This window comes from Algoriphagus zhangzhouensis (assembly GCF_900148515.1).
Classification (GTDB): Bacteria; Bacteroidota; Bacteroidia; order Cytophagales; family Cyclobacteriaceae; genus Algoriphagus; species Algoriphagus zhangzhouensis.
Genome location: NZ_FRXN01000001.1, coordinates 1,379,754 through 1,401,618, shown reverse-complemented (window position 1 = coordinate 1,401,618; position 21,865 = coordinate 1,379,754). Strand labels below are relative to the sequence as shown.

At 38.2% G+C, this 21,865-nt stretch carries 19 protein-coding genes; 15 read left to right on the top strand and 4 right to left on the bottom strand.

Annotated features, from left to right (window positions below; genetic code table 11):
• Positions 1 to 677: PorP/SprF family type IX secretion system membrane protein (locus BUF13_RS05920; RefSeq protein ID WP_073570777.1), on the top strand; the 677-nt coding region annotated here is incomplete at its 5' end.
• A 636-nt stretch (positions 678 to 1,313) separates the two neighbouring features.
• Here BUF13_RS05920 and BUF13_RS05915 read toward each other — a convergent pair.
• The gene (locus tag BUF13_RS05915) at positions 1,314 to 2,093 is read right to left on the bottom strand and encodes a glycerophosphodiester phosphodiesterase (protein ID WP_073570776.1); all 780 of its coding nucleotides are present in this window, start codon (positions 2,091 to 2,093) and stop codon (positions 1,314 to 1,316) included.
• 553 nt (positions 2,094 to 2,646) lie between these two features.
• Here BUF13_RS05915 and BUF13_RS05910 point away from each other — a divergent pair.
• Entirely contained in the window at positions 2,647 to 3,258 is a 612-nt protein-coding gene (locus tag BUF13_RS05910) for a hypothetical protein (protein WP_073570775.1), read from the top strand.
• 49 nt (positions 3,259 to 3,307) lie between these two features.
• Positions 3,308 to 4,084, top strand: a complete 777-nt coding sequence (locus BUF13_RS05905; protein ID WP_073570774.1) for a hypothetical protein — start codon at positions 3,308 to 3,310, stop codon at positions 4,082 to 4,084.
• An 81-nt stretch (positions 4,085 to 4,165) separates the two neighbouring features.
• Here BUF13_RS05905 and BUF13_RS05900 read toward each other — a convergent pair whose 3' ends face one another.
• Positions 4,166 to 4,591 carry a VOC family protein gene (locus tag BUF13_RS05900; RefSeq protein ID WP_073570773.1) on the bottom strand — a complete coding sequence of 142 codons (426 nt, stop codon included), beginning with the start codon at positions 4,589 to 4,591 and terminating at the stop codon, positions 4,166 to 4,168.
• A gap of 220 nt (positions 4,592 to 4,811) precedes the next feature.
• Here BUF13_RS05900 and BUF13_RS05895 point away from each other — a divergent pair, with 220 nt between their 5' ends.
• Together BUF13_RS05895 and BUF13_RS05890 are read left to right on the top strand one after the other, a co-directional pair.
• Positions 4,812 to 5,606: an SDR family NAD(P)-dependent oxidoreductase gene (locus tag BUF13_RS05895; RefSeq protein WP_073570772.1), complete on the top strand. Its 795-nt coding sequence runs from the start codon at positions 4,812 to 4,814 to the stop codon at positions 5,604 to 5,606.
• 344 nt (positions 5,607 to 5,950) lie between these two features.
• Positions 5,951 to 6,742: a DUF3050 domain-containing protein gene (locus BUF13_RS05890; protein WP_073570771.1), complete on the top strand. Its 792-nt coding sequence runs from the start codon at positions 5,951 to 5,953 to the stop codon at positions 6,740 to 6,742.
• Between the two features lie 78 nt (positions 6,743 to 6,820).
• Here BUF13_RS05890 and BUF13_RS05885 read toward each other — a convergent pair whose 3' ends face one another.
• Positions 6,821 to 7,201: a GreA/GreB family elongation factor gene (locus BUF13_RS05885; protein WP_073570770.1), complete on the bottom strand. Its 381-nt coding sequence runs from the start codon at positions 7,199 to 7,201 to the stop codon at positions 6,821 to 6,823.
• A gap of 728 nt (positions 7,202 to 7,929) precedes the next feature.
• Here BUF13_RS05885 and BUF13_RS05880 point away from each other — a divergent pair.
• The 6 genes from BUF13_RS05880 to BUF13_RS05855 all read left to right on the top strand — a co-directional run bounded on the left by BUF13_RS05880 (position 7,930) and on the right by BUF13_RS05855 (position 18,013).
• Complete coding sequence (locus BUF13_RS05880) at positions 7,930 to 8,559, top strand: RNA polymerase sigma factor (RefSeq protein WP_073570769.1); 630 nt, start codon at positions 7,930 to 7,932, stop codon at positions 8,557 to 8,559.
• The gene (locus BUF13_RS05875) at positions 8,559 to 9,608 is read left to right on the top strand and encodes a FecR family protein (RefSeq protein ID WP_083586384.1); all 1,050 of its coding nucleotides are present in this window, start codon (positions 8,559 to 8,561) and stop codon (positions 9,606 to 9,608) included. Before BUF13_RS05880 ends, BUF13_RS05875 begins: the two co-directional genes overlap by 1 nt.
• Before the next feature lie 327 nt (positions 9,609 to 9,935).
• On the top strand, positions 9,936 to 13,352 hold the full coding sequence (locus tag BUF13_RS05870; RefSeq protein ID WP_243839706.1) for a TonB-dependent receptor: 3,417 nt from the start codon (positions 9,936 to 9,938) through the stop codon (positions 13,350 to 13,352).
• Between the two features lie 14 nt (positions 13,353 to 13,366).
• Complete coding sequence (locus BUF13_RS05865; protein WP_073570876.1) at positions 13,367 to 14,857, top strand: RagB/SusD family nutrient uptake outer membrane protein; 1,491 nt, start codon at positions 13,367 to 13,369, stop codon at positions 14,855 to 14,857.
• Positions 14,857 to 16,368: a sulfatase family protein gene (locus BUF13_RS05860; protein WP_083586382.1), complete on the top strand. Its 1,512-nt coding sequence runs from the start codon at positions 14,857 to 14,859 to the stop codon at positions 16,366 to 16,368. Before BUF13_RS05865 ends, BUF13_RS05860 begins: the two co-directional genes overlap by 1 nt.
• Before the next feature lie 7 nt (positions 16,369 to 16,375).
• On the top strand, positions 16,376 to 18,013 hold the full coding sequence (locus BUF13_RS05855; protein ID WP_073570874.1) for a sulfatase family protein: 1,638 nt from the start codon (positions 16,376 to 16,378) through the stop codon (positions 18,011 to 18,013).
• Between the two features lie 51 nt (positions 18,014 to 18,064).
• On the opposite strand, the gene BUF13_RS05850 is transcribed toward BUF13_RS05855, so the two are convergent.
• Positions 18,065 to 18,574: a DinB family protein gene (locus BUF13_RS05850; protein WP_073570873.1), complete on the bottom strand. Its 510-nt coding sequence runs from the start codon at positions 18,572 to 18,574 to the stop codon at positions 18,065 to 18,067.
• Positions 18,575 to 18,639: 65 nt separating this feature from the next.
• Between BUF13_RS05850 and BUF13_RS05845 the strand changes: the two genes are divergently transcribed.
• From BUF13_RS05845 to BUF13_RS05830, 4 genes are all read left to right on the top strand, one after another.
• Positions 18,640 to 19,332 carry an SDR family NAD(P)-dependent oxidoreductase gene (locus BUF13_RS05845; RefSeq protein ID WP_073570768.1) on the top strand — a complete coding sequence of 231 codons (693 nt, stop codon included), beginning with the start codon at positions 18,640 to 18,642 and terminating at the stop codon, positions 19,330 to 19,332.
• An 11-nt stretch (positions 19,333 to 19,343) separates the two neighbouring features.
• Positions 19,344 to 19,634: a TIGR03643 family protein gene (locus BUF13_RS05840; RefSeq protein ID WP_073570767.1), complete on the top strand. Its 291-nt coding sequence runs from the start codon at positions 19,344 to 19,346 to the stop codon at positions 19,632 to 19,634.
• Position 19,635: 1 nt separating this feature from the next.
• Positions 19,636 to 20,730: an FAD-binding domain-containing protein gene (locus tag BUF13_RS05835; RefSeq protein ID WP_073570766.1), complete on the top strand. Its 1,095-nt coding sequence runs from the start codon at positions 19,636 to 19,638 to the stop codon at positions 20,728 to 20,730.
• Positions 20,731 to 20,802: 72 nt separating this feature from the next.
• Positions 20,803 to 21,642, top strand: coding sequence for an ROK family protein (locus BUF13_RS05830; RefSeq protein WP_073570765.1), 840 nt, complete (start codon positions 20,803 to 20,805; stop codon positions 21,640 to 21,642).
• Positions 21,643 to 21,865 lie beyond the last annotated feature (223 nt).

Genomic DNA, 21,865 nt, shown 5'->3' with positions numbered 1-21,865 from the left:
ACCTGCTGCATGATACCTATGGAGCATTCCGTGAAACCGAGCTGATGCTGAACTATGCCTCCAGAATCCGCTTGACAGAAAAGCACAATCTGAGACTTGGAGCGGGAGTGAGCTATCAGAGCATCAGACTGGATGGGAATGCGCTGACCACGGAAGAACAGAACGACCAGACCTTGGGGCAATACATCGGTCAGTTCTCCAACATGAACATTGTGGACTTCAATTTGGGGATCGCTTTGACTCATGCCAAATACTATGTCAGCTACGGGATGCACCGGGTGAACGGAGGCAAGATCACCTCAGGGGATGAGTTTATGGATGGCTACCCGGCAGCGAAGATGATCCAGGCGGGCTTCAGGGAAGCGATCAGTCCGAATCTGGCAGTGATCACAAATGCCTTTTACAGAAGCCAGAAGGGCTTACCTGACCTGACCGAATTCAATCTGAAAGTGTTGTTGATGAATAAGATTTGGGTCGGAGGAGGTCACCGACTGGACTTCGCGACCAATATGCAGCTGGGAGTGGTGACCAAGAGATTGAGAATCGGCTATGTGTATGAGTTCCCGATGGGAGGCTACTCCTACAATCTACCGGGCCAGATCCATGAGTTCACGGCGGTCTTCAGCCTGTTCAGAGACAATGAACCGGATGATAGCAGACCAGTGGTTATGTGGTAATTTTTAGAACCAAGAACCGAGAGTTTAGAACCAAGAAGCAAGTATCAAGTAACTAGTACAAAGTACAAAGTACAATGTATCAAGTACCAAGCTGCTGGAGTCAGCGATCTCGTTCCCGATTTCTATCGCGGATCGGAATTCAACATTCATTATTCGATGTTCGATATTAGGGATCCCGATAATTATCGGGAGGGATTTGGGAAAAGGCATTTGAAAAAAATCTCCATGAAACCTCAGCGTTCTCTGTATCTCTGTGGTGAATAATTTAAGAAACAACAAGCTTAAGCCCAATGTTGATTTTCTCCAAAATGGAAATTTCAATGGATTAATGAAACGATGTTTTCGTCCCCTTCTCGGCAAAATGCCAATCGGTCAATTTATATCTCGTGGCCGAGAGAATTGGCCATTTGTTTTATTAATACCCGGGTTAAAACCACGGGCCTGCCTACCTCTGGTAGGGCTATTCAAAGTTGAGCCCTTCAGGGCTTTTCAGCTTTCTGATTTTAGACTTCTGATTTCCCCCTTAGGATTTAACTTCCAACTTCCTACCTCCCGACATCCAACCTCTAACAACTCGAATGCTTTCAGCTTTCGCCTTTGAGCCCTCTGATTTCTGATTTCAACCTTCAGATTTCTCTATCTGTTTCTCAAAATCTCAAAAAGTAATTCTGGTTGATCAGTTGTAATGAAATCAGGTTTTTGATCCAATAGCCATTCAAGATCTTCTTTGCTATTAACAGTCCAAGCATTCACTGTCAATCCTAATTCCTGGGCTTCTTTGATCCATTCTGGCTTATCTTTTAAAACCCTAATATTATAATCAAATCCAAAAAATCCTGCGTCCTTCAATTCTTGAGGACTTTTATTTCCTGTTAGGTATGCGACATTCGCATTCGGATCTAACTCTATTACTTTTAAACCTGCTTCGTAGCTAAAAGTGATGTAATCCACCCATTTTTCAGCTTTCATTTTCTTGACTGCTGCTACACTTTTTGCTGCTAACTCCTCACTTCTTTCAGTACTGATTTTAGATGGTTTGATTTCAAATATCAATTTTGTTCCATCTTGTTTCAATCCCCGTTTCAGGTATTCCTCAATGGTTGGGATTTTTTCACCATTAGCAAGTTTATGTTTTCTTAATTCTTTGAATGTTGTAGTCTCTATAGGTAATCCTTCATGATCAGCATCATGGTTTACGACTAATTTCCCATCGGAAGTCATCCAAACATCAAACTCTGAACCTTCGCAACCCAATGCCACAGCCTGGTCAAGGGAAGCAAGGGAGTTCTGTGGGAGATTATTTGCTTTCCAAGCCCCTCTATGAGCTATGACCTTGTTTTTGTTGAAGTTACTTTGGGAAAAGGTGGAAATTGAAATCATGAAAAATGATAAAGCGAAAGCGAAAAACTTTGACATTGAGGTTTATTGATTTGGTTGAATAAAAGAATCTAAAAGTAGGAATTCAATCGGAATTCTCTTCTTCATCTGTGTGAATTTACAAATTCTTCATATTAGACTTTTCTAGATGATGTTTTGTTAGGTTACCTAATTTATTGGCTGATTGATTTGTAAAGGATTTATATAGGGTTTAGTTAAATATATATTTTAATATTTGTTTTAGTTTTAAATGTTCTTTTTAGTATTATGTATTAGGTTTATTGTTTTTTATTTTATTTCTATAGTTTATTTTCTATAAAAAACTTAATTTTTTTATTTAAGTCTCTGAAATTCAATATATTGATATAGGTGTTTTTTAATTAATGAATTGTTTTTTTTTTATGCTGTATTGGCATAAGATATGAGTTATAATAGTAGAGATTCTTTTATATCTCTTTAAATAGCCTTAATAGCCATTTGAAGAAATTGAAATGAAAGAAAGATTGTTAGTAAGCCCAACAGATTGAGGAATATTGTACCAGAAATAACCAGTCTTATAAAGCCTATTTACAACCTATTAAAATGAGTTTTTATGAAATTTCATTTCTACCGTTTCATTGTGGTGCTTTTTATTCTAGGAGCCCTACATATAGTAAGTGGCTGTGATCTAGTTCAGGATATTTTTCCTGAAAGTGATAAAAATGGAAAAATTGAATGTGTCGTCAATGGGGAAGACTTTGAAGCGGCCGGAAACCAAAGCTTGGCGGCCATGGATTTTATCATTGCTGAAATGAAAAGAGAAAATGGGACTTTTTTGTTGACTGTTTTTGGAGTCAGTCAATATCAAGGAGGGGCTAGAGCTGTGGGATTTAAGTTGGCAGGGAAGTCTCTCGATGTGGTTCAAACAAATGAACCGATGGAAGAATGGATCTACAATGAGGAGATTGTAGGTTATTTTGAAGGTGTAATGGGAGGAGTTGAAGAGCGTTCTTCCAAAAATGAAGCAGATACTGTTTTTAAGGCTAGCTCCAATCATGCCAACCTGATGAACCTCACGGTGACATCCTTTGATACTCTAAATCAAACCATTTCAGGAACCTTTCAATTTGATGCTGAGGATCAGTATAATGGGACTTTTATAGAGGTTCGAAATGGTGAATTTTCCAATATCAAATGGAAAGAAATTGGTGGTACAACTAATTAAAGATATAACCCTTAAATAAAGTTTAATCAATACCTAATCAAACCAAAAAATGGAAACACTCAAAAATTGGAAAACTTGGATGATTGCGACATCCGCAGCAACCCTCATGTGGTCTTGTGCCGAAAATGAAGATACTCAAATAGTTGAAGGAGAAAGTCAAGTTACTATTTCTGCAACTGTAGGGAACAGTACTGACGATCCCAATGCCAGAATAAGCAATCTCGTATATGGAAACTTTGAGATCACAGATGTGACTATCTCAATTGACAACCTGAAAATGATGCTGAAAGGTCAGGACAAGGATAAGGGAAAGAATAAGGATAAAGGAAAGGATAAACCTAGTGTCATCCATATCAAAGAAAAAGATCCCGTTGTATTGACTCTTGTAGAGGATGGACAAATTTATGTTGCTCCTGTTGCTTCTGGATTGGCATATAATGGAGTCTATGGTAAAGTGACTTTTGACTTGGTAAAAGCTATGGATGTCCCAGAAGAAGATGATATCTATGGTAATTCAGTAGTGACCAAAGCTACTTGGTTTGGAGTTCCTGCAGTCATGTATATCGATTTGGAAGATGAAGTTGTATTTCAGTTTAACCAAGGGCTGGAAGTGGAAGGTTCTCAAGAACTTTTGTTGACTTTCTTCATGGATAAATTCCTAGAGGGAGTGTCACCAACTCTTGTTTCAGATGGAAATTTGGATGGTTTAATTGAAGTGGGACCAAATAATGAAGATGGCAACGGAGAAGCCTATGAGGCTATTTTGGCCAATATCAAAGAAGCTTTGGTATTCAAAAACGGAGATTTCAAGAAAGAGAAGAAATAAAATATTTGCTAGCCCCCAGAAATAGAATTGATCTATTTCGTTTGAGAGTAAAAGCACCACGGGATTCTGTGGTGCTTTTTTTTATCCTTTTGGATCAAAACTCACCATCCATTCGATTCCGTATTTGTCTCTGAACATTCCAAAGTAAGTACCCCAGGGGCTATTGTCCATGGGCATTTCAATCTTACCTCCTTCTGAAAGTCCATTGAATATCCGATCGGCTTCCTCTTTACTCCTTGTGTCTATTGAAATTTTGCTTCTGTTTTCATTTTCATTGGTTCTTCCCAATATTTCAGGAACATCATTTCCCATCAATTTGCAGCTTCCAATAGGTAATTCAATGTGCATAATTTTATTGGCCTCTTTCTCTGCAATAGGGAATTCTGGTCCAGACAATTCTTTAAAGCGAATGATTTTTGAGAACTCACCGCCAAAAGCGGATTTATAAAAGGTAAAAGCTTCTTCTGCATTACCATTAAAGTTTATATGGGGGTTAATCTGAGCCATTTTTTTCTGGGGTTAAAATTGATTTTTAAAGGATTGAAATTTAGGTAATTCTCCTTGTAGGATAGAGGTGTTTTGCGACAAATAGGAGGGGATAGGAACTCCTGATCCTTGCTTGACTGTTTCATTCTTAATCTGAGAAATCAAAAACAAGGATCCGTTACATCGATTTTTATTTCAGATCAAATAGATTTTAAACCTTAATAATACCAATCACAAAAACATGGATTTACAACTGACAGGAAAAAACGCTTTAGTCACAGGCTCAACAGCAGGGATAGGATATGCCATAGCTAAAGGACTAGCTGCAGAGGGAGCAAAAGTAATTTTGAACGGAAGAAAGCAAAGTGCTGTGGATGAAGCCGTGAAGGCATTAATAGAAGAAACTGGGAACGAGTCAATAATAGGGGTAGCAGCGGACTTTTCTAAAAAGGATGATATTCTCCAATTACTTTTGGAAGTGCCTGAAGTGGATATTCTAGTAAACAACGTGGGGATATTCAATCAAGTGGAATTTGAAGAAATCACGGACGAAGAATGGTTTGAAATGTTTGAAATCAATGTGATGAGTGGGGTTCGCCTTTCCAGACATTACTTCCCTAAAATGATGGAGAAAAATGAGGGGAGAATCATCTTCATTTCAAGTGAATCTGCTTTGAATATTCCTACCGAAATGCTGCATTATGGATTTAGCAAAACAGCTCAGCTGGCAGTTTCAAGAGGCTTGGCCAGATTGAGTAAGGGAAGTAATGTAACAGTCAATTCGGTTCTTCCTGGCCCGACATATAGCCGGGCCAATATCAATGAGCTGGAAAATGCAGCCAAAGAAAACAACACGACAGTAGATGCTGTTTTGGAGGATTTCTTTGCGAATAGAAGACCTACCTCATTGATCCAGCGATTTGCAGAAGCTGAAGAAGTAGCAAATATGGTGACCTATATAGCCAGTCCTTTGTCTTCAGCAACCAATGGCGCAGCCTTGAGAGTGGATGGCGGTGTGGCTAATTATATTATTTGAAAGACTAGAAGTCTTTTGCTTGAATTGGCTTGAAAATGTCTTCGGACATTTTCTGCCGGTTTGGGTCAAAAGCTAAAAATCTAATGAAATACGCTTCGCGAAATATTTTGAAGATATAGCTTCGCTAAGATATACTTCCTTTAGGTCAGTGAGATAAGCCTATAGCGAGATAGAATCTGCGAAAATCTGTGGATTATTCTGTGTTTATCAGTGGGAAAAGTAGATTGCTTCATTGTTCCTATCATCAAATAAATAACCTGATACTGAGAATGGAACAAAAATCCTTGAACCCTTCCACCACTATTAGGGTTTGCATCAATAGTAAAATTTAGCACTAAAAGTTCATGACCTCTCAGATACAAAAAATTCAAGAAGCAATTGAGCCGTATAGGCAAGAAATCATTAACCACAAAGTATACGCAGCCATTCAGGATTTAGAGGATCTGCAGTTATTTATGCAATCCCACGTTTTTGCCGTATGGGATTTTATGTCACTCCTTAAGGCGTTACAAAATCAATTGACTTGTACTTCAGTTCCTTGGTATCCTGTTGGTGATCCGGAAACACGTTTTTTGATCAATGAGATCGTGAACGGAGAAGAGTCGGATGTCGATGCGTCAGGAAATAGAAAGAGTCACTATGAAATGTATCTGGACGCCATGGTACAGTGCGGTGCAGATGTGGAGCCTATAGAGAATTTCTTACATACCCTTCAGCGTTCAGGTGATTTTGAATTGGCAGGTCATGCTTCCAAAGCTCCACAGAATGCTTTGGATTTTGTGAATTATACTTTTGACATTATCTCAAGAGAGAAAGATTACCTGAATGCTGCTGTTTTCACTTTCGGGAGAGAGGATCTGATTCCTGGAATGTTCTTGTCTATTGTAAAAGACATGCATGCAAAATTCCCTGAGCAGGTTTCTATTTTTAAATATTACCTTGAAAGACACATCGAAGTGGATGGAGATCATCATAGCCATTTGGCTTTGCAGATGACAGAAAACCTTTGTGGAGACGATGAGCAAAAGTGGACTGAGGTTGAAATTGCAGTTATAAAATCACTTCAAAAGAGAATTGAATTGTGGGATGGAGTATATGAGCAGATCCAGAGTAAGTCTGCTTTGGTGATGGGTTAAAAATTACATTTAGAATTTATTGAAAGAGGTTAGCCTTTCCTTGAATCGGAAAGCTAACCTCTTTTTTTTGTGTTTTATTTAATCCACTGCTTGCTCTACTTTGATGATTTTTAATCTCAAGGTTCCTCTTTGGACTTTCCACTGAATGATTTGGCCTTCTTTTTCACCCAAAAGGGCAATAGCCAGGGGTGCAAAGAGGGATACTTTCTGTTCTTTGATCCGAGCCTCCTCGGGAAGTACTATGATGAGCGTATTTTTTATCATGGAGTTCAGATCCAGAATTTCTACCCGGCATCCCAGGCATACTACATCCGGTGGGAAATTCCTGTCTTTGATGATTCTGCTTTTTTGAATTTCCTCTTCAAGTTTCAGTTTTTCATTTAGAGGGATTTGGGTTTTGGAATTAGTTATTAAGGATCTAATAATCAGGTAATCTGATTCTTTTAATTGTAGTTTCATGTGTGATATTTTTAGATAGAAAAGGGTGTACCTCTCCCATTGCGCACATACGCTGGTACACCAATTGGGAATTGGCCTTCGAAAAAAGAAGGAATGCTCTCCTTGCCTACTGACAGGAGAGCAGATTGATAAAGGCCTTGTTACATGAAAACAGGAGGATATAGAACTTCCCTCTTCTAGAAAGACTATTGGGTTTACAGAAAGAGGTAGCTAGGTATTCGCTCATGATTAAGAAGAAAAAATTAGAAGATCTTAGCCCTTGTAGGAATAAGATATTAAAGTGGATAATTGACTATTCCCAAATGAATTGGAAAATGAAAGCCCTTCCATAAAGTGAGAAATAGCTTCAAAAAAGTAGGAAAGGCTATATGTAATGTTGGGTTTCAATTCTGAAAACGATCAAAATGCAATTTCCAGAATGAACGGGGAAGAGCAGGAAAGGTTATGGGGATGTCTATTGGGAGTTTTAGTATTTTGAAAAGCATTGTTTAATTAATGTTTTGAATATTGAGTAAAAACAGTGTAAAAATTCTATAAAATTTGATTGATTTAGTGAAAAAATGGAGATTTCAAAAGAAAAGTAAATTTTCATGGGGTCATATTTCTTTTTATTGACTCTATTTAGTTGAAGGCGATTTTAGGAGCAAAAAGTACTTTTTGAATACTAGAGTTCTTAAGGGAGTTGGACCAAAAGGATTGAATGGCGTTTTTTTAACGTTTTACTTTCGATGAACAATAAGACCCAGAATAGTTTTTTAAATCAATCACGGCCTTTTGCATTAAAGGAATCGGTTCAAATTATTGATTCCAAGAGTGAATCAGAAATTTGGAGAGAATTTGATTTAGGGGATGAGAAGGCCTTTAATTATTTATTCAGGGTGTATACTCCATTGTTGATGCGATACGGTTGCCAACTCACACATGACCAAGGTTTGGTTAAAGATTGTATTCAGAACCTTTTTATCCGATTGAGAAAGATGAGAGGAAAGCTGGAAAAAGTAGCCAAAGTCAAATCCTATCTATATAAATCTCTTCAAAGAGATATTTTTAAACAAATTCACAAAAGCAGCAATGAAATCTCATTGGAAAATGAAAACCTGTTTTTGATTGAACTTTCTTTTGAGTCAAGATTGATTGATTATGAGACTGATTCTCAGCACAGGGAGCAATTGAATGTTGCACTAAAATTTTTAACAGAGAGACAAAGGCAAGCATTATTACTTCTTTATGTTGAGGGCTTTAGCTATAAGGAAGTGGCAGAACTCATGGAGTTGAAAGATGCCAAATATGCCAGGAAATTGGTTTATAGAGCTTTGGGAATATTAAGGTCTTCTTTTAAATCTAAATCAGGAAGCTAATGGATTTGAAAAAGGACTATATGAAATACGAAAGTTATTTGTTGGAGGATTTTCTGGCAGATGAGTTCTTTATCCAATGGGTCAAGTGCCCTGAAGATGACAATTCCCATTTTTGGGAGAAATGGCTCAAAGAGCATCCTCAAAAAAGCTCAATTATCCTTGAAGCATCTCAACTGATTAGAGTTTTTCAATATGCTCCTGTTCCTGAGATTTCTGACAGTGCCTATACACAGCTTTTTATAGATATCGTACGTGCTGATAATCAAATAGAGAATGATCCTGAAAAAAAACCGAAATGGAAATGGCTCTTCAGTTTTAGACAAGTAGCGATTTTTGTTTTGGTATTTGTGGTTGGATGGATTTTATATTTAGAAGTTATAAAAAAGAATCAGCCATTAGAAAGCTCACAGGCATCGGTAGAATTAGTGTCCAAAGAAGTTCCAAAGGGGATGAAAACAAGTCTCACTTTAGAAGATGGGAGTAAGGTTTTTTTAAATTCTGGAGCAAAACTGACTTTTTCTCCTACCTTTTCAGATTCAGTTCGAAACATTTATTTGGAAGGAGAGGCATTTTTTGATGTAAATCATGAGAACCGGCCATTTAGAGTACATACACCTGAAGCAGTTATAGAGGTATTAGGGACGACTTTTAATGTGAATTCTTCTCAAATCGGATTGTCTGTGGCTTTGTTGACAGGGAAAGTCAAAGTCAATGATCCATTTGGCAACCGGATGATACTCAATCCTATGGAGATGCTTACGATTTCCAATAATGGTAAATATTTAAAGGAAGATTTTGATTCTTTAGAAATTGCCGGATGGAAGGATAAGTATCTGGTTTTTAAAAAATCAAATATGATTCAAGTGACATCAAAGCTAGAATCATGGTATGGGGTGGAGATAAATGTGACTGGTAAATTTCTTGATTCTTGGGCATACTCAGGGATTTATTTTAATGAAAGTCTTGAAAATGTCCTGGAAGGAATCAGTCAAACCTCAGGTATCCGCTATTCCATAGAAGGAAAGGTTGTTCATATTTTTCGCAAATGAGACCTGCCTATTTAGAATCTAAATAAGAATACTCAATTAATAAATAACCCAAAACCAAAAAACAATGAAAATTCACTTTTATAAAACATGAGAATTTCTGGGAGCTAGTATCTCTCTTGTCTTCCAAGAAGAGATTTTCAGAAATTAAAAAAATCGCACTAGTTGTATACAGGGATTACTTTCTATAGACAGGCAATCTTTTGAAAGTAAGAAAAGTAGTGCCTGCCCTGGCAGGGGCTGGACACTACTTAATGGCAGGCCTTTGGGTTATGACCCCGACAAAGGCATGCTGATCAAGTATTTGCACACTTAAATCTTCACAATTGTATGAAAAAATCGATACTAAGACAATTACTTATGCTGTCAAAAAGAATACTATATGCGTTTGCTTTCCAGTTATTCTTTGTAAGCCTTTTGCTCGCAAATGATGGCAAAGCTCAGCGAAAAACTATTGACGAAGTCTTTGTAACTGTTAATCAGGAGCAAACAAAACTTCCAAAGATTTTCTCGATAATCGAGAATCAAACCAAATTCAAGTTTACTTATAATAATGGTAAGGTTGATTTGGATCAAAAAGTTGACTTAAATGTTCAGAACGAAAACTTATATGAAGTTCTGACAAAACTTGTCCACCAAACTGGCTTGTCCTTTATTCAGATTAATGAGAATATTCATGTTCGTCCCATTGATTATCAGAATGAGAAAGTAAGAATTCAGTTAGAGGAAGAGGACAAAGAAATTACCGGAGTTGTGGCTGATGCATCGGGACTTCCTTTGCCTGGTGTAACAATTCTTAAAAAGGGAACCACAATAGGTACTGTTACCGACCTTGATGGTTCATATTCAATTGAGGCAGATGCAGGAGATGTTTTGATATTCAGTTTTGTGGGCTTTTCCACTCAGGAAGTAACTGTAGGTAACTCATCTTCATTAAACGTTCAATTATCTGATGATACCAAGTCTTTGGAAGAAGTTGTTGTAATCGGCTATGGGGCTGTGAAAAAAAGTGATTTGACAGGGTCTGTTTCATCAGTCAAGGCAACAGAGATTCAGCAAACACCAATTACCTCCATTGATCAAGGTTTGGTAGGGCGTGCCTCTGGTGTAATGGTTACCCAGACTTCAGGTATGCCAGGAGCTGTTGCTTCTATTCGAATTAGAGGATCCAGTTCTTTACAAGGTGGGAATGAACCATTGTATGTGATTGATGGATTCCCAGTCTATAGCGGTTCAGGATATGGTCAAACAGGAGGGAATGCACGAATGAGTGGTCTTGCAACGATCAATCCTGCTGATATTGAGTCTATTGAAATCCTGAAAGATGCCTCAGCTACAGCTATTTATGGTGCTAGAGCTGCAAATGGCGTGGTTTTGATCACAACAAAAAGTGGAAAGGAAGGCAAAGATCAAATTACTTTTGATGCCTATTATGGGGTGCAGAATGTAGCAAAGAAGATTGATGTAATGAATGCCTATGAGTATGCAACTTTAGTCAATGAAGCTTATACAAATGATGGACTGAACCCAGTTTACGATAGTAGTAAAATGGCAGAATTGCAGGCGAATCCTAAAGGAACTGATTGGCAGGATGAAATTTTCCGCAGTGCTCCAATTCAGAATTACCAACTTTCATTTTCAGGTGGGGATAAAAAAACCAATTACTCTATTTCCGGTAATTATTTCAATCAGGAGGGTGTAATCATCAATTCTGGATTTAAAAGGTATTCTGCCAGAATTAATTTGACCAGAGATATTTCTGACAAATTTCGGGTTGGTACCAATGTAAATATTAGCAGGACAGATTCAAGAGCTGTTCCAACAGATGCCGGTGGAACTGGTGGTGTAGTAACCGGCGCAATGAAATTTAACCCTGTTCTTCCAGTCTATTCCGATGAAGCTTTGGGGGTTTATACTCAAGTAAACAGTCCTGGACTCATCTATCCCAATCCTGTAGCTTCCGCTAAAGAGCAAGTGAGAGAAAGCGCGATGACCCGGGTCTTGGGAAATCTTTACGGTGAATGGGAATTTATTCCGGATTTGACAGCTAAAGTTTCAATTGGTACTGACTTGACAAATACAAAATTTGATACGTTTATTCCTTCAAATATTTTTGAATCAGGCGGTATTGCAGTTGCCAGGATAAACGGAGGTTATACAACCAATTGGTTGAATGAAAATACCCTGAACTGGAATAAGAAACTCAATGATGATCATTCCTTTTCTGTTTTAGGAGGTATCACTTTCCAGAAGAACTTTTTTGAAGGGTTTGGTGCCTCATCTCAAAATTATGTCAATAATGTTTTGGAGGAAAATTCTCTTGGGTCTGGATCTACCTATAATCAACCAAGCTCTTCAAAAACCGAGTGGAGTTTGGTCTCTTATTTGGGTAGGGTTAGCTATAACATGAAAGAGAGATACCTTTTGTCCCTGAATGGAAGAATTGACGGATCATCTCGTTTCGGTGATAATAACAAATATGCTTTTTTCCCTTCTGGGGCTTTGGCGTGGAGGGTTATCGAGGAGGATTTCATGAAAGGATCAAGAGTGTTTTCCAACCTGAAAACTAGAGTCAGTTATGGTGTGACTGGGAATCAGGAAATCGGATTGTTCAATTCACTTCCAACTTTATCAAATACAACCTATACGTTGGGAAGAAACTTGGTGACAGGCTTTTTTCCCAACTCTATTCCAAATCCAGATTTGAAATGGGAAAAAACAGGCCAATTTGATTTTGGGCTTGACTTTGGATTTTTTGATGAAAGACTTCGGTTCACAGCAGATTACTACCTGAAGAAAACAACCGATTTAATTTATGATGTTTCAGTTCCATATGTTTCTGGTTTTGCTTCCTCTCTTCAAAATATTGGAAGTATGCAAAATAAGGGAGTTGAATTAATGATTGAGGCAGATATTGTTGCCAAAGCAGAATTTAGATGGACCTCATCATTCAATATTTCTTTCAATAAAAACAAGATTATTGAATTAGGAGGCGAACAATACAAGGATGTAGGAACCAATGATGGTCATTTAAAAACCGGATCTGTTCACCGATTGGTTGTTGGTCAGCCGATAGGTTTGTTTTATGGGTATGTAACTGATGGTATCATTCAGAATAGTGAAGAATTGGCTGCAGGCCCTGTTGGACCTACAAATTGGATAGGGGGTAGAAGATATAAAGATATCAGTGGTCCGAACGGAGTACCAGATGGACTGGTGAATGCTACTTATGATAGACAGATCATTGGTGATCCCAATCCTGATTTTTATGGAGGATTTACAAATACATTTTCCTATAAAGGTTTTGAGTTAAATGTGTTTACCCAGTTTTCAAAGGGTGGAGACATTTTTAATTACAATGAAATGGAACTGCTGCTTCCTTCAGGAGGACAAAATGTTTACCAGAAGTTAGTGGATCGTTGGACTCCAAGTAATCCAAGTGCAATTTACCCAGTTGCTACTACCAATCGGTCAGCAGTATTTAGTGATGCATTTATTCATGATGGCTCTTATGCAAAGATCAAGACATTGACTTTAGGATATACTTTTCCTTACTCGGATTCCAAAGTTTTGAGCGGAATGAAGATTTATGCAACTGGACAAAACCTGTTGACCTTTACCAATTATACCGGTTACGACCCTGAAGTGAGTTACAGAGGTGCCTCAAATCTGGAATTGGGCGAGGACTTTGGAGGCTATCCACAGTCTAGAACTTTTATGGTTGGAGTTAAACTGAATATTCAATAATGGATCTGAGAATCATGAAAAATATAAAATATCTCTTTATACTATCCCTGACTTTCTTTTTGACATCCTGCATGGATGAATTTCTGAAAGAATCACCCGTTGATCGATACGTGGTAGGGAATTTTTACAGCAGTCAGTCAGATGCAGAAGCGGCGGTAACAGCTGCTTATGCAAAACTGTTTGACATTTATGAGCGAAATATGTTCATCTTATGTGATTTGCCGGCAGATACTGAGAAAAATGGATTGGGGATGCCTAATCAATTTCTTCAAAATCTGGAATATTTAAGACACACTTCGCAAAATCAATTTGCACGTGAAATGTGGCTTCAGAATTATTCGGCAATCGCAAGGGCCAATACGGCAATTATCAATATTCCTACTATCGAAATGGATGAGACCGTGAAGGCTAGATTGGTATCTGAAGCTAAGTTCTTGAGAGCATTGTTTTATTTCAACCTGGTTCGGTTTTATGGTGATGTACCACTAGTTACCAAATTGGAATCCGTTAATGATGCATTAGTTGCTAGGTCTCCCGTAGAAGATGTGTACAGCCTGATTATTTCAGATTTACAAGATGCAGAATCGAATCTTCCTGTTAGTTATGCTGAAAAGGATATGGGAAGAGCTACGAAAGGAGCTGCAAAAATCCTATTGGGAAAAGTCTATCTAACAAGACATGAATTTTCGAAAGCATCGGAAAAATTGGCAGAAGTGATCAATAATGAAGGTGAATATGGGTATGGCCTTCATGAAAATTTCAGAGATAATTGGAATGCTGCCACTGAAAATGGGAAGGAAATGGTATTTAGTATTGAATTTATGGATCCTCCGGGAAATGGGAATGCCGCTATGGTGCTTCAAGGTCCTAAATATTCACTGCCTGGTGGTTTCGCTGTTCTGGGACTAGTCAATTCAAACGAAGCTGACATTCCAACAAGAGATCTATATGATAGATTTGATAATGATGACCAAAGAAAAGCGGGGACATTCAGAAAGGATTTTGTCAGTTTGATTGATGGATCGATCCATACTTCAACAATTCCAATTTTCACTAAATATTGGGAGGAAAATGAAACCAACCCCAATAACAGTGATGCCAACATGCATGTCATTCGTTATGCAGACGCCATTTTAATGTATGCAGAAGCCTTGAATGAGATTGGACAGTCAAGCCTTGCTTTGGTTCAGGTGAATCGGATTATTGAAAGAGCGCATCAATCCCCCGACTACAATGAATCAACCGGAAACCAGGATGAACTCCGTGAAATAATCTATGAAGAAAGGCACAAAGAGCTGGCAATGGAAGGGCATAGATGGTTTGATTTGGTAAGAACAGGAAGGTTTGTAGAAAGAATGAAAGACCATGCTGCTTATGAAGCAGGTGTTGCCGAATCAAACAAGGTTGAAATCGCTCAGAATATAGGAGATCATATGATTTTGATGCCAATTCCTCAAAGAGAGATTGACCTAAATCCATTATTAACTCAAAACCCTGGTTATTAATGTTTTTATCAAAATCCCATGGGAAGGTTAATTTCACTTTGACCTTTCCATGGTATCTCAATCAGCTCATTGGGATTTTGGTTCTTTTCTTTTTTTCATCGACTCTGAATGCTCAAGAAAAAGATCTCCCAAATATCGTATTGGTCTATGCTGATGATTTAGGTTATGGAGATTTGGGTAGTTATGGAGCTTTGGATTTCGAAACTCCTAATCTCGATCAGCTTGCTGCAGATGGGATGAGATTTACAAATTTTGAAGTAGCTCAAGCAATTTGTAGTGCCTCTCGTGCAGGGATAATGACTGGTACCTATCCTAATAGGTTGGGAATGAGTGGGGCATTAAATCCCCATGCTACAATTGGTTTAAATCCTGAGGAGGAAACCATAGCCGAATTGGTTAAAAAAGCTGGTGATTATAAAACAGCACTATTTGGGAAATGGCATCTAGGTCATTTGAAGCCTTTTTTACCCAGTCAACAAGGCTTTGATGAGTTTGTAGGATTGCCCTATTCCAATGATATGTGGAAATGGACCTATGATATGAAGTTGGCAACTCCCGAAACTCATGCTCGAAAGGCAAGTTATCCTGAGCTACCATTGATGGCAGGTGATACTATATTTTCATACGTGAAAGATTTAGCTGATCAGGCAAAACTCACAACAAGATATACCGAAGAATCTATCAGGTTTATCAATGAAAATAGAAATAGACCATTTCTTTTGGTTGTACCTCATTCAATGCCACATGTTCCATTGGCAGTTTCAGAGAAATTTAAAGGCAAGAGCAAACAAGGCCTTTTTGGAGATGTTCTAATGGAAATAGATTGGTCAGTAGGTGAGATTGTTAGAACATTGGAAGAAAATGGACTTTCAGATAATACGCTGGTCATTTTTACTTCAGATAATGGCCCTTGGTTCAATTTTGGAAATCACTCCGGATCGACTGGTGGATTAAGAGAAGGGAAAGCAACTTCTTTTGAAGGAGGACAACGAGTTCCTTGTATTATGAAATGGCCTGCAAAAATACCTCCTGGGACGGTTATGAATAAGCTTGCTTCTACGATAGATTTTTTGCCAACATTTGCCGAAATCTTAGGGGTGTCTTTGCCAAAAAATAAAATCGATGGAGTTAGCATACTGGGCCTATTGGTAAATGATCCAAAGGCAAATCCACGGGAAACCTTTAATTATTATTATCAAGAAAACTCCTTGGAGGCTATAAGAAAAGGGAATTGGAAGCTGGTTTTTCCTCATAGTCATAGGACATATGAGGGTTTTGAACCTGGTGTGGATGGGGTGAACGGGCCTGTAGGTCAAGCTGAAATAGGGCTGTCCCTTTTTGATTTGAGGCGAGATCCTGGAGAGAGATATGATGTAAAAGAGTCATTTCCAGAAATTGTAAAGGAATTGCAAGATTTGGCAGATGAAGTAAGGCAGGACCTAGGGGATGATTTACAAAATGTTCCGGGGAAAAACAGAAGAGATCCAGGGAAAATCAATCAAGCTAAATGATCAAAAAATGAATAAATATAGAATACTAATACTCGTATTATTTTCGGGCATGGCATATATGGGCTCAAGTTGTTCAACTTCCGAAAAAGAAGAGGATCAGAAACCACCCAATATCATTTTTATAATGTCTGATGATCATGCTTATCAAGCAATCAGTGCCTATGGTTATGGATTGAATGAGACCCCCAATATAGATAGGATAGCTAAAGAAGGCGCGATATTTACACGAGCTACCGTAACCAATTCAATTTGTGCTCCCTCCAGAGCAGTATTGTTGACTGGTAAACACAGTTTTGTTAATGGGAAGGTAGATAATGTTCAACCTTTCAATTGGGAGCAGGATAATTTCCCCAAACTATTACAAGCAAATGGATATCAAACTGCTCTCATTGGAAAGATCCATTTAGATGGGCTTCCTACAGGGTTTGATTATTCTATGGTTTTACCCGGCCAAGGGAATTATTACAACCCGGATTTTTTGGTCGATGGAGAAAGAAAAAGGTTTGAGGGGTATGTCACAGATATAACTACAGAGGAAGCTTTGAAATGGTTGAAAGAAGGAAGAGATCAGGAGAAACCTTTTCTATTGATGTACCACCAAAAAGCTCCACATAGGAATTGGAAGCCAGCACCTGAATATCTTACACTTTATGATGATAAAGATTTTACTCCACCGTCCACTTTTTTTGATCAAGAAACCAATTATGCAGGTAGGGGAACAGCAGCCAAAACTCAGGAAATGGAAATAGACGGGCACGCATCTTGGGGACATGATTTTAAAATGGTAATAGACCCCTATGGAGATAGTACAGGGTTTGACCGGGAACTTGCTAGGTTCAATCCAGAACAATTGGCTGCCTGGAATGCTGCCTATGATCCTAAGAACGACGCATTTAAGGAGGCTTTTGGAAAAGGGGATGAATCCACTTTCAGTTCGGAGAAGAAAAGGGAAATAGCCCACTGGAAATATAATAGGTATATCAAGGATTATTTGAGAACAATCAAATCCGTGGATGATGGAGTTGGAGAGGTTTTGGACTATTTAGAAGCAAATGGACTTGCTGAAAATACAATAGTAGTATATACCTCAGATCAGGGATTTTACCTAGGAGAACATGGATGGTTTGATAAAAGGTTTATGTATGAACAATCATTTAGGACTCCTTTGTTGGTTCGTTTTCCAAAAGAAATCAAAGCTGGAACTGAAATAGATAAGTTGGTTCAAAATCTTGATTTTGCACCAACATTACTGGACTATGCAGGTATTCAAGCTCCTCAGGAAATGCAAGGTGAATCATTTAGGAATCTAGTATCTGGAAAAACAGGGGAATGGCGTGATGCCGTTTATTATACCTATTATGAATATCCTTCAGTTCATATGGTGAAACGCCACTATGGAGTTGCAACAAAAAGGTATAAGTTGATTCATTTTTATTATGATATCGATGAATGGGAGCTTTATGATCTTGAAAAAGATCCCAATGAATTGAGAAATGTTTATGATGATCCAGAATATGAAGATATCAAAATAAAAATGCATGAAAGGTTGCAAGAACTCCGAGAGAAGTATGGAGATAGTGATCAAAATGATCAAAAATATTTGGATGCTTATCTGAAAGTAATGGAAGAAAGAAAAAATAGATAGATTGGGTAAATGGTAAAAGACGCGAGTTTTAGCTTGCGTCTTTTTTATTTATCAATTAAAATCAACTATCACCTTCACAGTCACCAACAACTGTCCAAAATGTCGCTGCATGTGCTCAGCTGCATGAAATAACAATCCACCAACTGTGGATGGTAATTGAGCCCTCCCAACCCCTCTTTTTTCTGTCAATGTCATGGGATCAACTTTTTCAAGAAAGGCTAAAAATGAAGCAATCTGAAGGTCAAGCCTATCAAGGAGGTCCTTGGTCGAAAGGTCTTGGTTCGGTATTCCTTCAGCTTTTAAATAAGTGAATTGCTCCTCGGTCAGAGACTCAGCTTTTGCATAAGTACACATGCGTTCCAACACGCCCCCAATATGCCTGATGTGAAAAGCTGGACTTGCCATGCCAGCAGGCTTTTCCCAAAGATTTTCCGAAGGAAAGTTTTCCATCAATAGATGGATTTCTTCCTGAGCTTGCAATACGGCATGTGCGATGGGTTGTAACTCAAGGGGATAAGCTGGGATAGGGCCTCTCAGCCAAACTTCAGGTTGTTTTGCCATGGAATAAAGGTAGTTTTTTTGAATCAGAGCTCTAAACAAAAAGACATCCTCTGGGTTTTTACCCTATGAAAAATTACTTGGTAATAGGCTGTAGTTCTGGAATAGGTCAAGCCATCTTTACAACCTTGGCACAAGAACATCAGGTGACAGGAACCTATTATAAAAATCAGCCACAAAAACTTCCATCAAAATCTAGCGTCCATTATTTGAATGTCTTGGATGAGGATTTTGATTTTTCATTTATCCCAGAAAAATTGGATGGTCTAGTGTATTGTCCGGGATCTATTCAACTGAAACCATTTCATCGGTTCAAGGAGGAAGACTTCATCAAAGACTTTCAATTGCAGGTGACTGGTGCCGTAAAAGTTATTCAAGCCAGTTTACCTTCTCTGAAAAAATCAGAACAGGCTAGTATAGTCCTTTTTAGTACCGTAGCGGTGCAAAATGGATTCAATTTTCACAGTTTGGTTAGCAGCAGCAAAGGTGCTATTGAGGGCTTGACTCGGGCGCTATCAGCTGAACTTGCTCCCAAAATCAGAGTGAATTGTATTGCTCCTTCGATAACGGATACTCCCTTGGCTCATAGTATTCTTTCAACTCCAGAAAAAAAAGAGGCCAATGCGCAAAGACATCCATTAAAAGACATAGGTAGCCCTGAGGATATTGCAAATGCTGCTATGTTTCTTCTGGGAGATAAAAGTAAATGGATAACTGGGCAAATTTTGCATCTTGACGGAGGAATAGGGACAATACGTTAATCTTTTGGGATATGAAAAAGGACAAGCGAGAGTTTAGCGATCGGGAGATAGATAGAATCATCGAAATGGCATGGGAAGATCGCACCACTTTTGATGCTATTGCTGCTCAGTTTGGGGTCGAGGAAAATGAGGTGATTCAATTGATGAGAAAGGAATTAAAACCATCCAGTTTTAGGCTCTGGAGGAAGCGGGTTAATCAAAAAGTGAGTTTGAAACACGAAATGAAAAGATCTGAAGATATCCAGCGATTTAAATGCAGTAGGCAAAGATCTATTAGTCACAATAAAATTTCGAAGCGCTAAAATGTTTGCGATTGACTACCAGGATATATTGGCTAAAGTCGAATCAATCGATCCAATTGCCTATGGGAAGACTCGTAATTATTTAGACGGGAAAGTGACTTATTTATCTCCTTATATTTCAAGAGGAGTTATTTCAACCAAGCAGATTGCCGAATCAGTTTTAAATAGAGGATATGATCCCAAACAGATAGATGTCTTTCTGAAGGAATTGGCTTGGAGGGATTACTTTCAGCAAGTTTGGATGGCTATTGGGGATCAGGTCAATTTGGATATCAAGCAAGAGCAAGATGGAGTTTCCAATGTTCAAATTCCGTACGCAATTGTGAATAGAAATACCTGGGTAAAAGCTGTAGATGATGGAATAGATCGACTTTATCAAACTGGATATATGCATAATCATACCCGGATGTTTGTAGCTAGTCTTGCCTGCAATTTGGGTAAAAGCCATTGGATGCTTCCTGCGAAATGGATGTATTATCATCTGTTGGATGCGGACTGGGCTAGCAATGCTTTGAGTTGGCAATGGGTAGCAGGTACCTTTAGCTCAAAAAAATACTATGTCAATCAAGAAACCATCAATAGATTTTCTGGTTTTGAACAAGAGAATACATTTCTGGATTGCTCCTATGAAGATTTGAAGGAGAGGGATATTCCTAAAGGATTGGTAGATTTGATTGATTTGAAATTAAGCACTGATTTGTCCAAAGGAGAGAAAGTTAGCATCAATCCTGACCTGCCAATATTCATCTATAATTTTTACAATCTTGACCCTAATTGGGGGACAGATCAACCTTCTAATCGAGTTTTGCTCTTGGAACCCAGTTTCTTTCAAAAGTACCCTGTAAGTCCAAAAACAATTGATTTTATCCTTCAGCTATCTACTAATATTCAAGAAATACAAGTGGTGGTCGGTGAGTTTGACCAGGTTTTTGATTCCAAATACCATTCTCAAATCCATTTCAAAGAACATCCAACCGTACTGCATTATAAGGGAATGAAGCATCAAAGGGATTGGATGTTTGAGAAAGTTTTTGGCTATTATCCTTCCTTTTTTAAGTATTGGAAATCAGTTTGCAATGTTTATTTTGAGGCCTAGTTTAAATTCCACAGTGGTTGGAATTGAATATAGTTTTAGGCCTAATTGCAATTAGATTTTTAGAAATTACATATGGATAATTTTTCATTCTTAGGAGTTGATTTGGGTGGTACCAAAATGCTTTTGTTGTGCGGAGAAATACAAGAAAAAATCCTCACAGGGAAGGGCTTTTCCAGTAAAGATTTTAAAACAGCTATCCTTGATTTTATTCAAAGTAATCAGCTCGAGATTCAGGCTGTTGGAATTGCAGTCCCTGGATTGGTTCAAAGTAATCAGATTGTAGAATGTGATGTTTTGCCCCTATTAAATGGATTTTCTCCGAAAAAAGATTGGCAGGATTTTCCTTTTCAGATATTGTTGAGCAATGATATTAAAGCAGCTTTAAGCCAAGAATTTGGAGAAAAAGATGATTCTTTTTCAGGTGGAGTTATCATGGTGGGGACGGGAATTGGGGCTGCACTGATTTCTGGAGGGAAGCCAGTTTTAGGTGCCGATGGCTGGGCCGGAGAGTTAGGCTATTTTCCCATGTTCAACAATGGGGAAGTCAGGCGATTGGATGAAATGTCAGGCGGGCAATATATGGCTGACAGACTCGGATTAACGGCTTCAGAAATGGTTCGAAAAGCTCATGAAGGAGAAATTGAAGTGTTGCAAATCATTCAGGAGGGTGGTTTTAATTTGGGATTAGCCATTGCAGGTCTTATCAATCTTTTCAATCCAGTGGAAATTGCATTAGGAGGTGGAACACTTCGCTTGCCTGGCTATTGGGAAACGATGATAAATGCCATTGAAAAGCATGTGATTCCAGCTTTTTGGAAGCCAGGAATGATCCGTAAAGTTTCGGATGGAGAGCAGATTGTAGCGCTGGGAGCAATAAAAAGGATTCAATTAGAATTGATTGATAAAAATTAGAACCCAAAGAATCATTTCATTGACAGTGATGGTTGTTTAATAAAAATTGGAATTAGTCTAATACAGAATAGCCTGATTTCTTCAAACAAAGGTTTTTAATATAAAATGCTTAGCACTTTTCAAGGTTCTTATAATTCAAGTAGGAATTTTAGTCCCGTATTCATTTTGTCAGTGATTACATTTCTTATTTTTATTTCGATAGGATCGCTATCTGCCCAGTCCA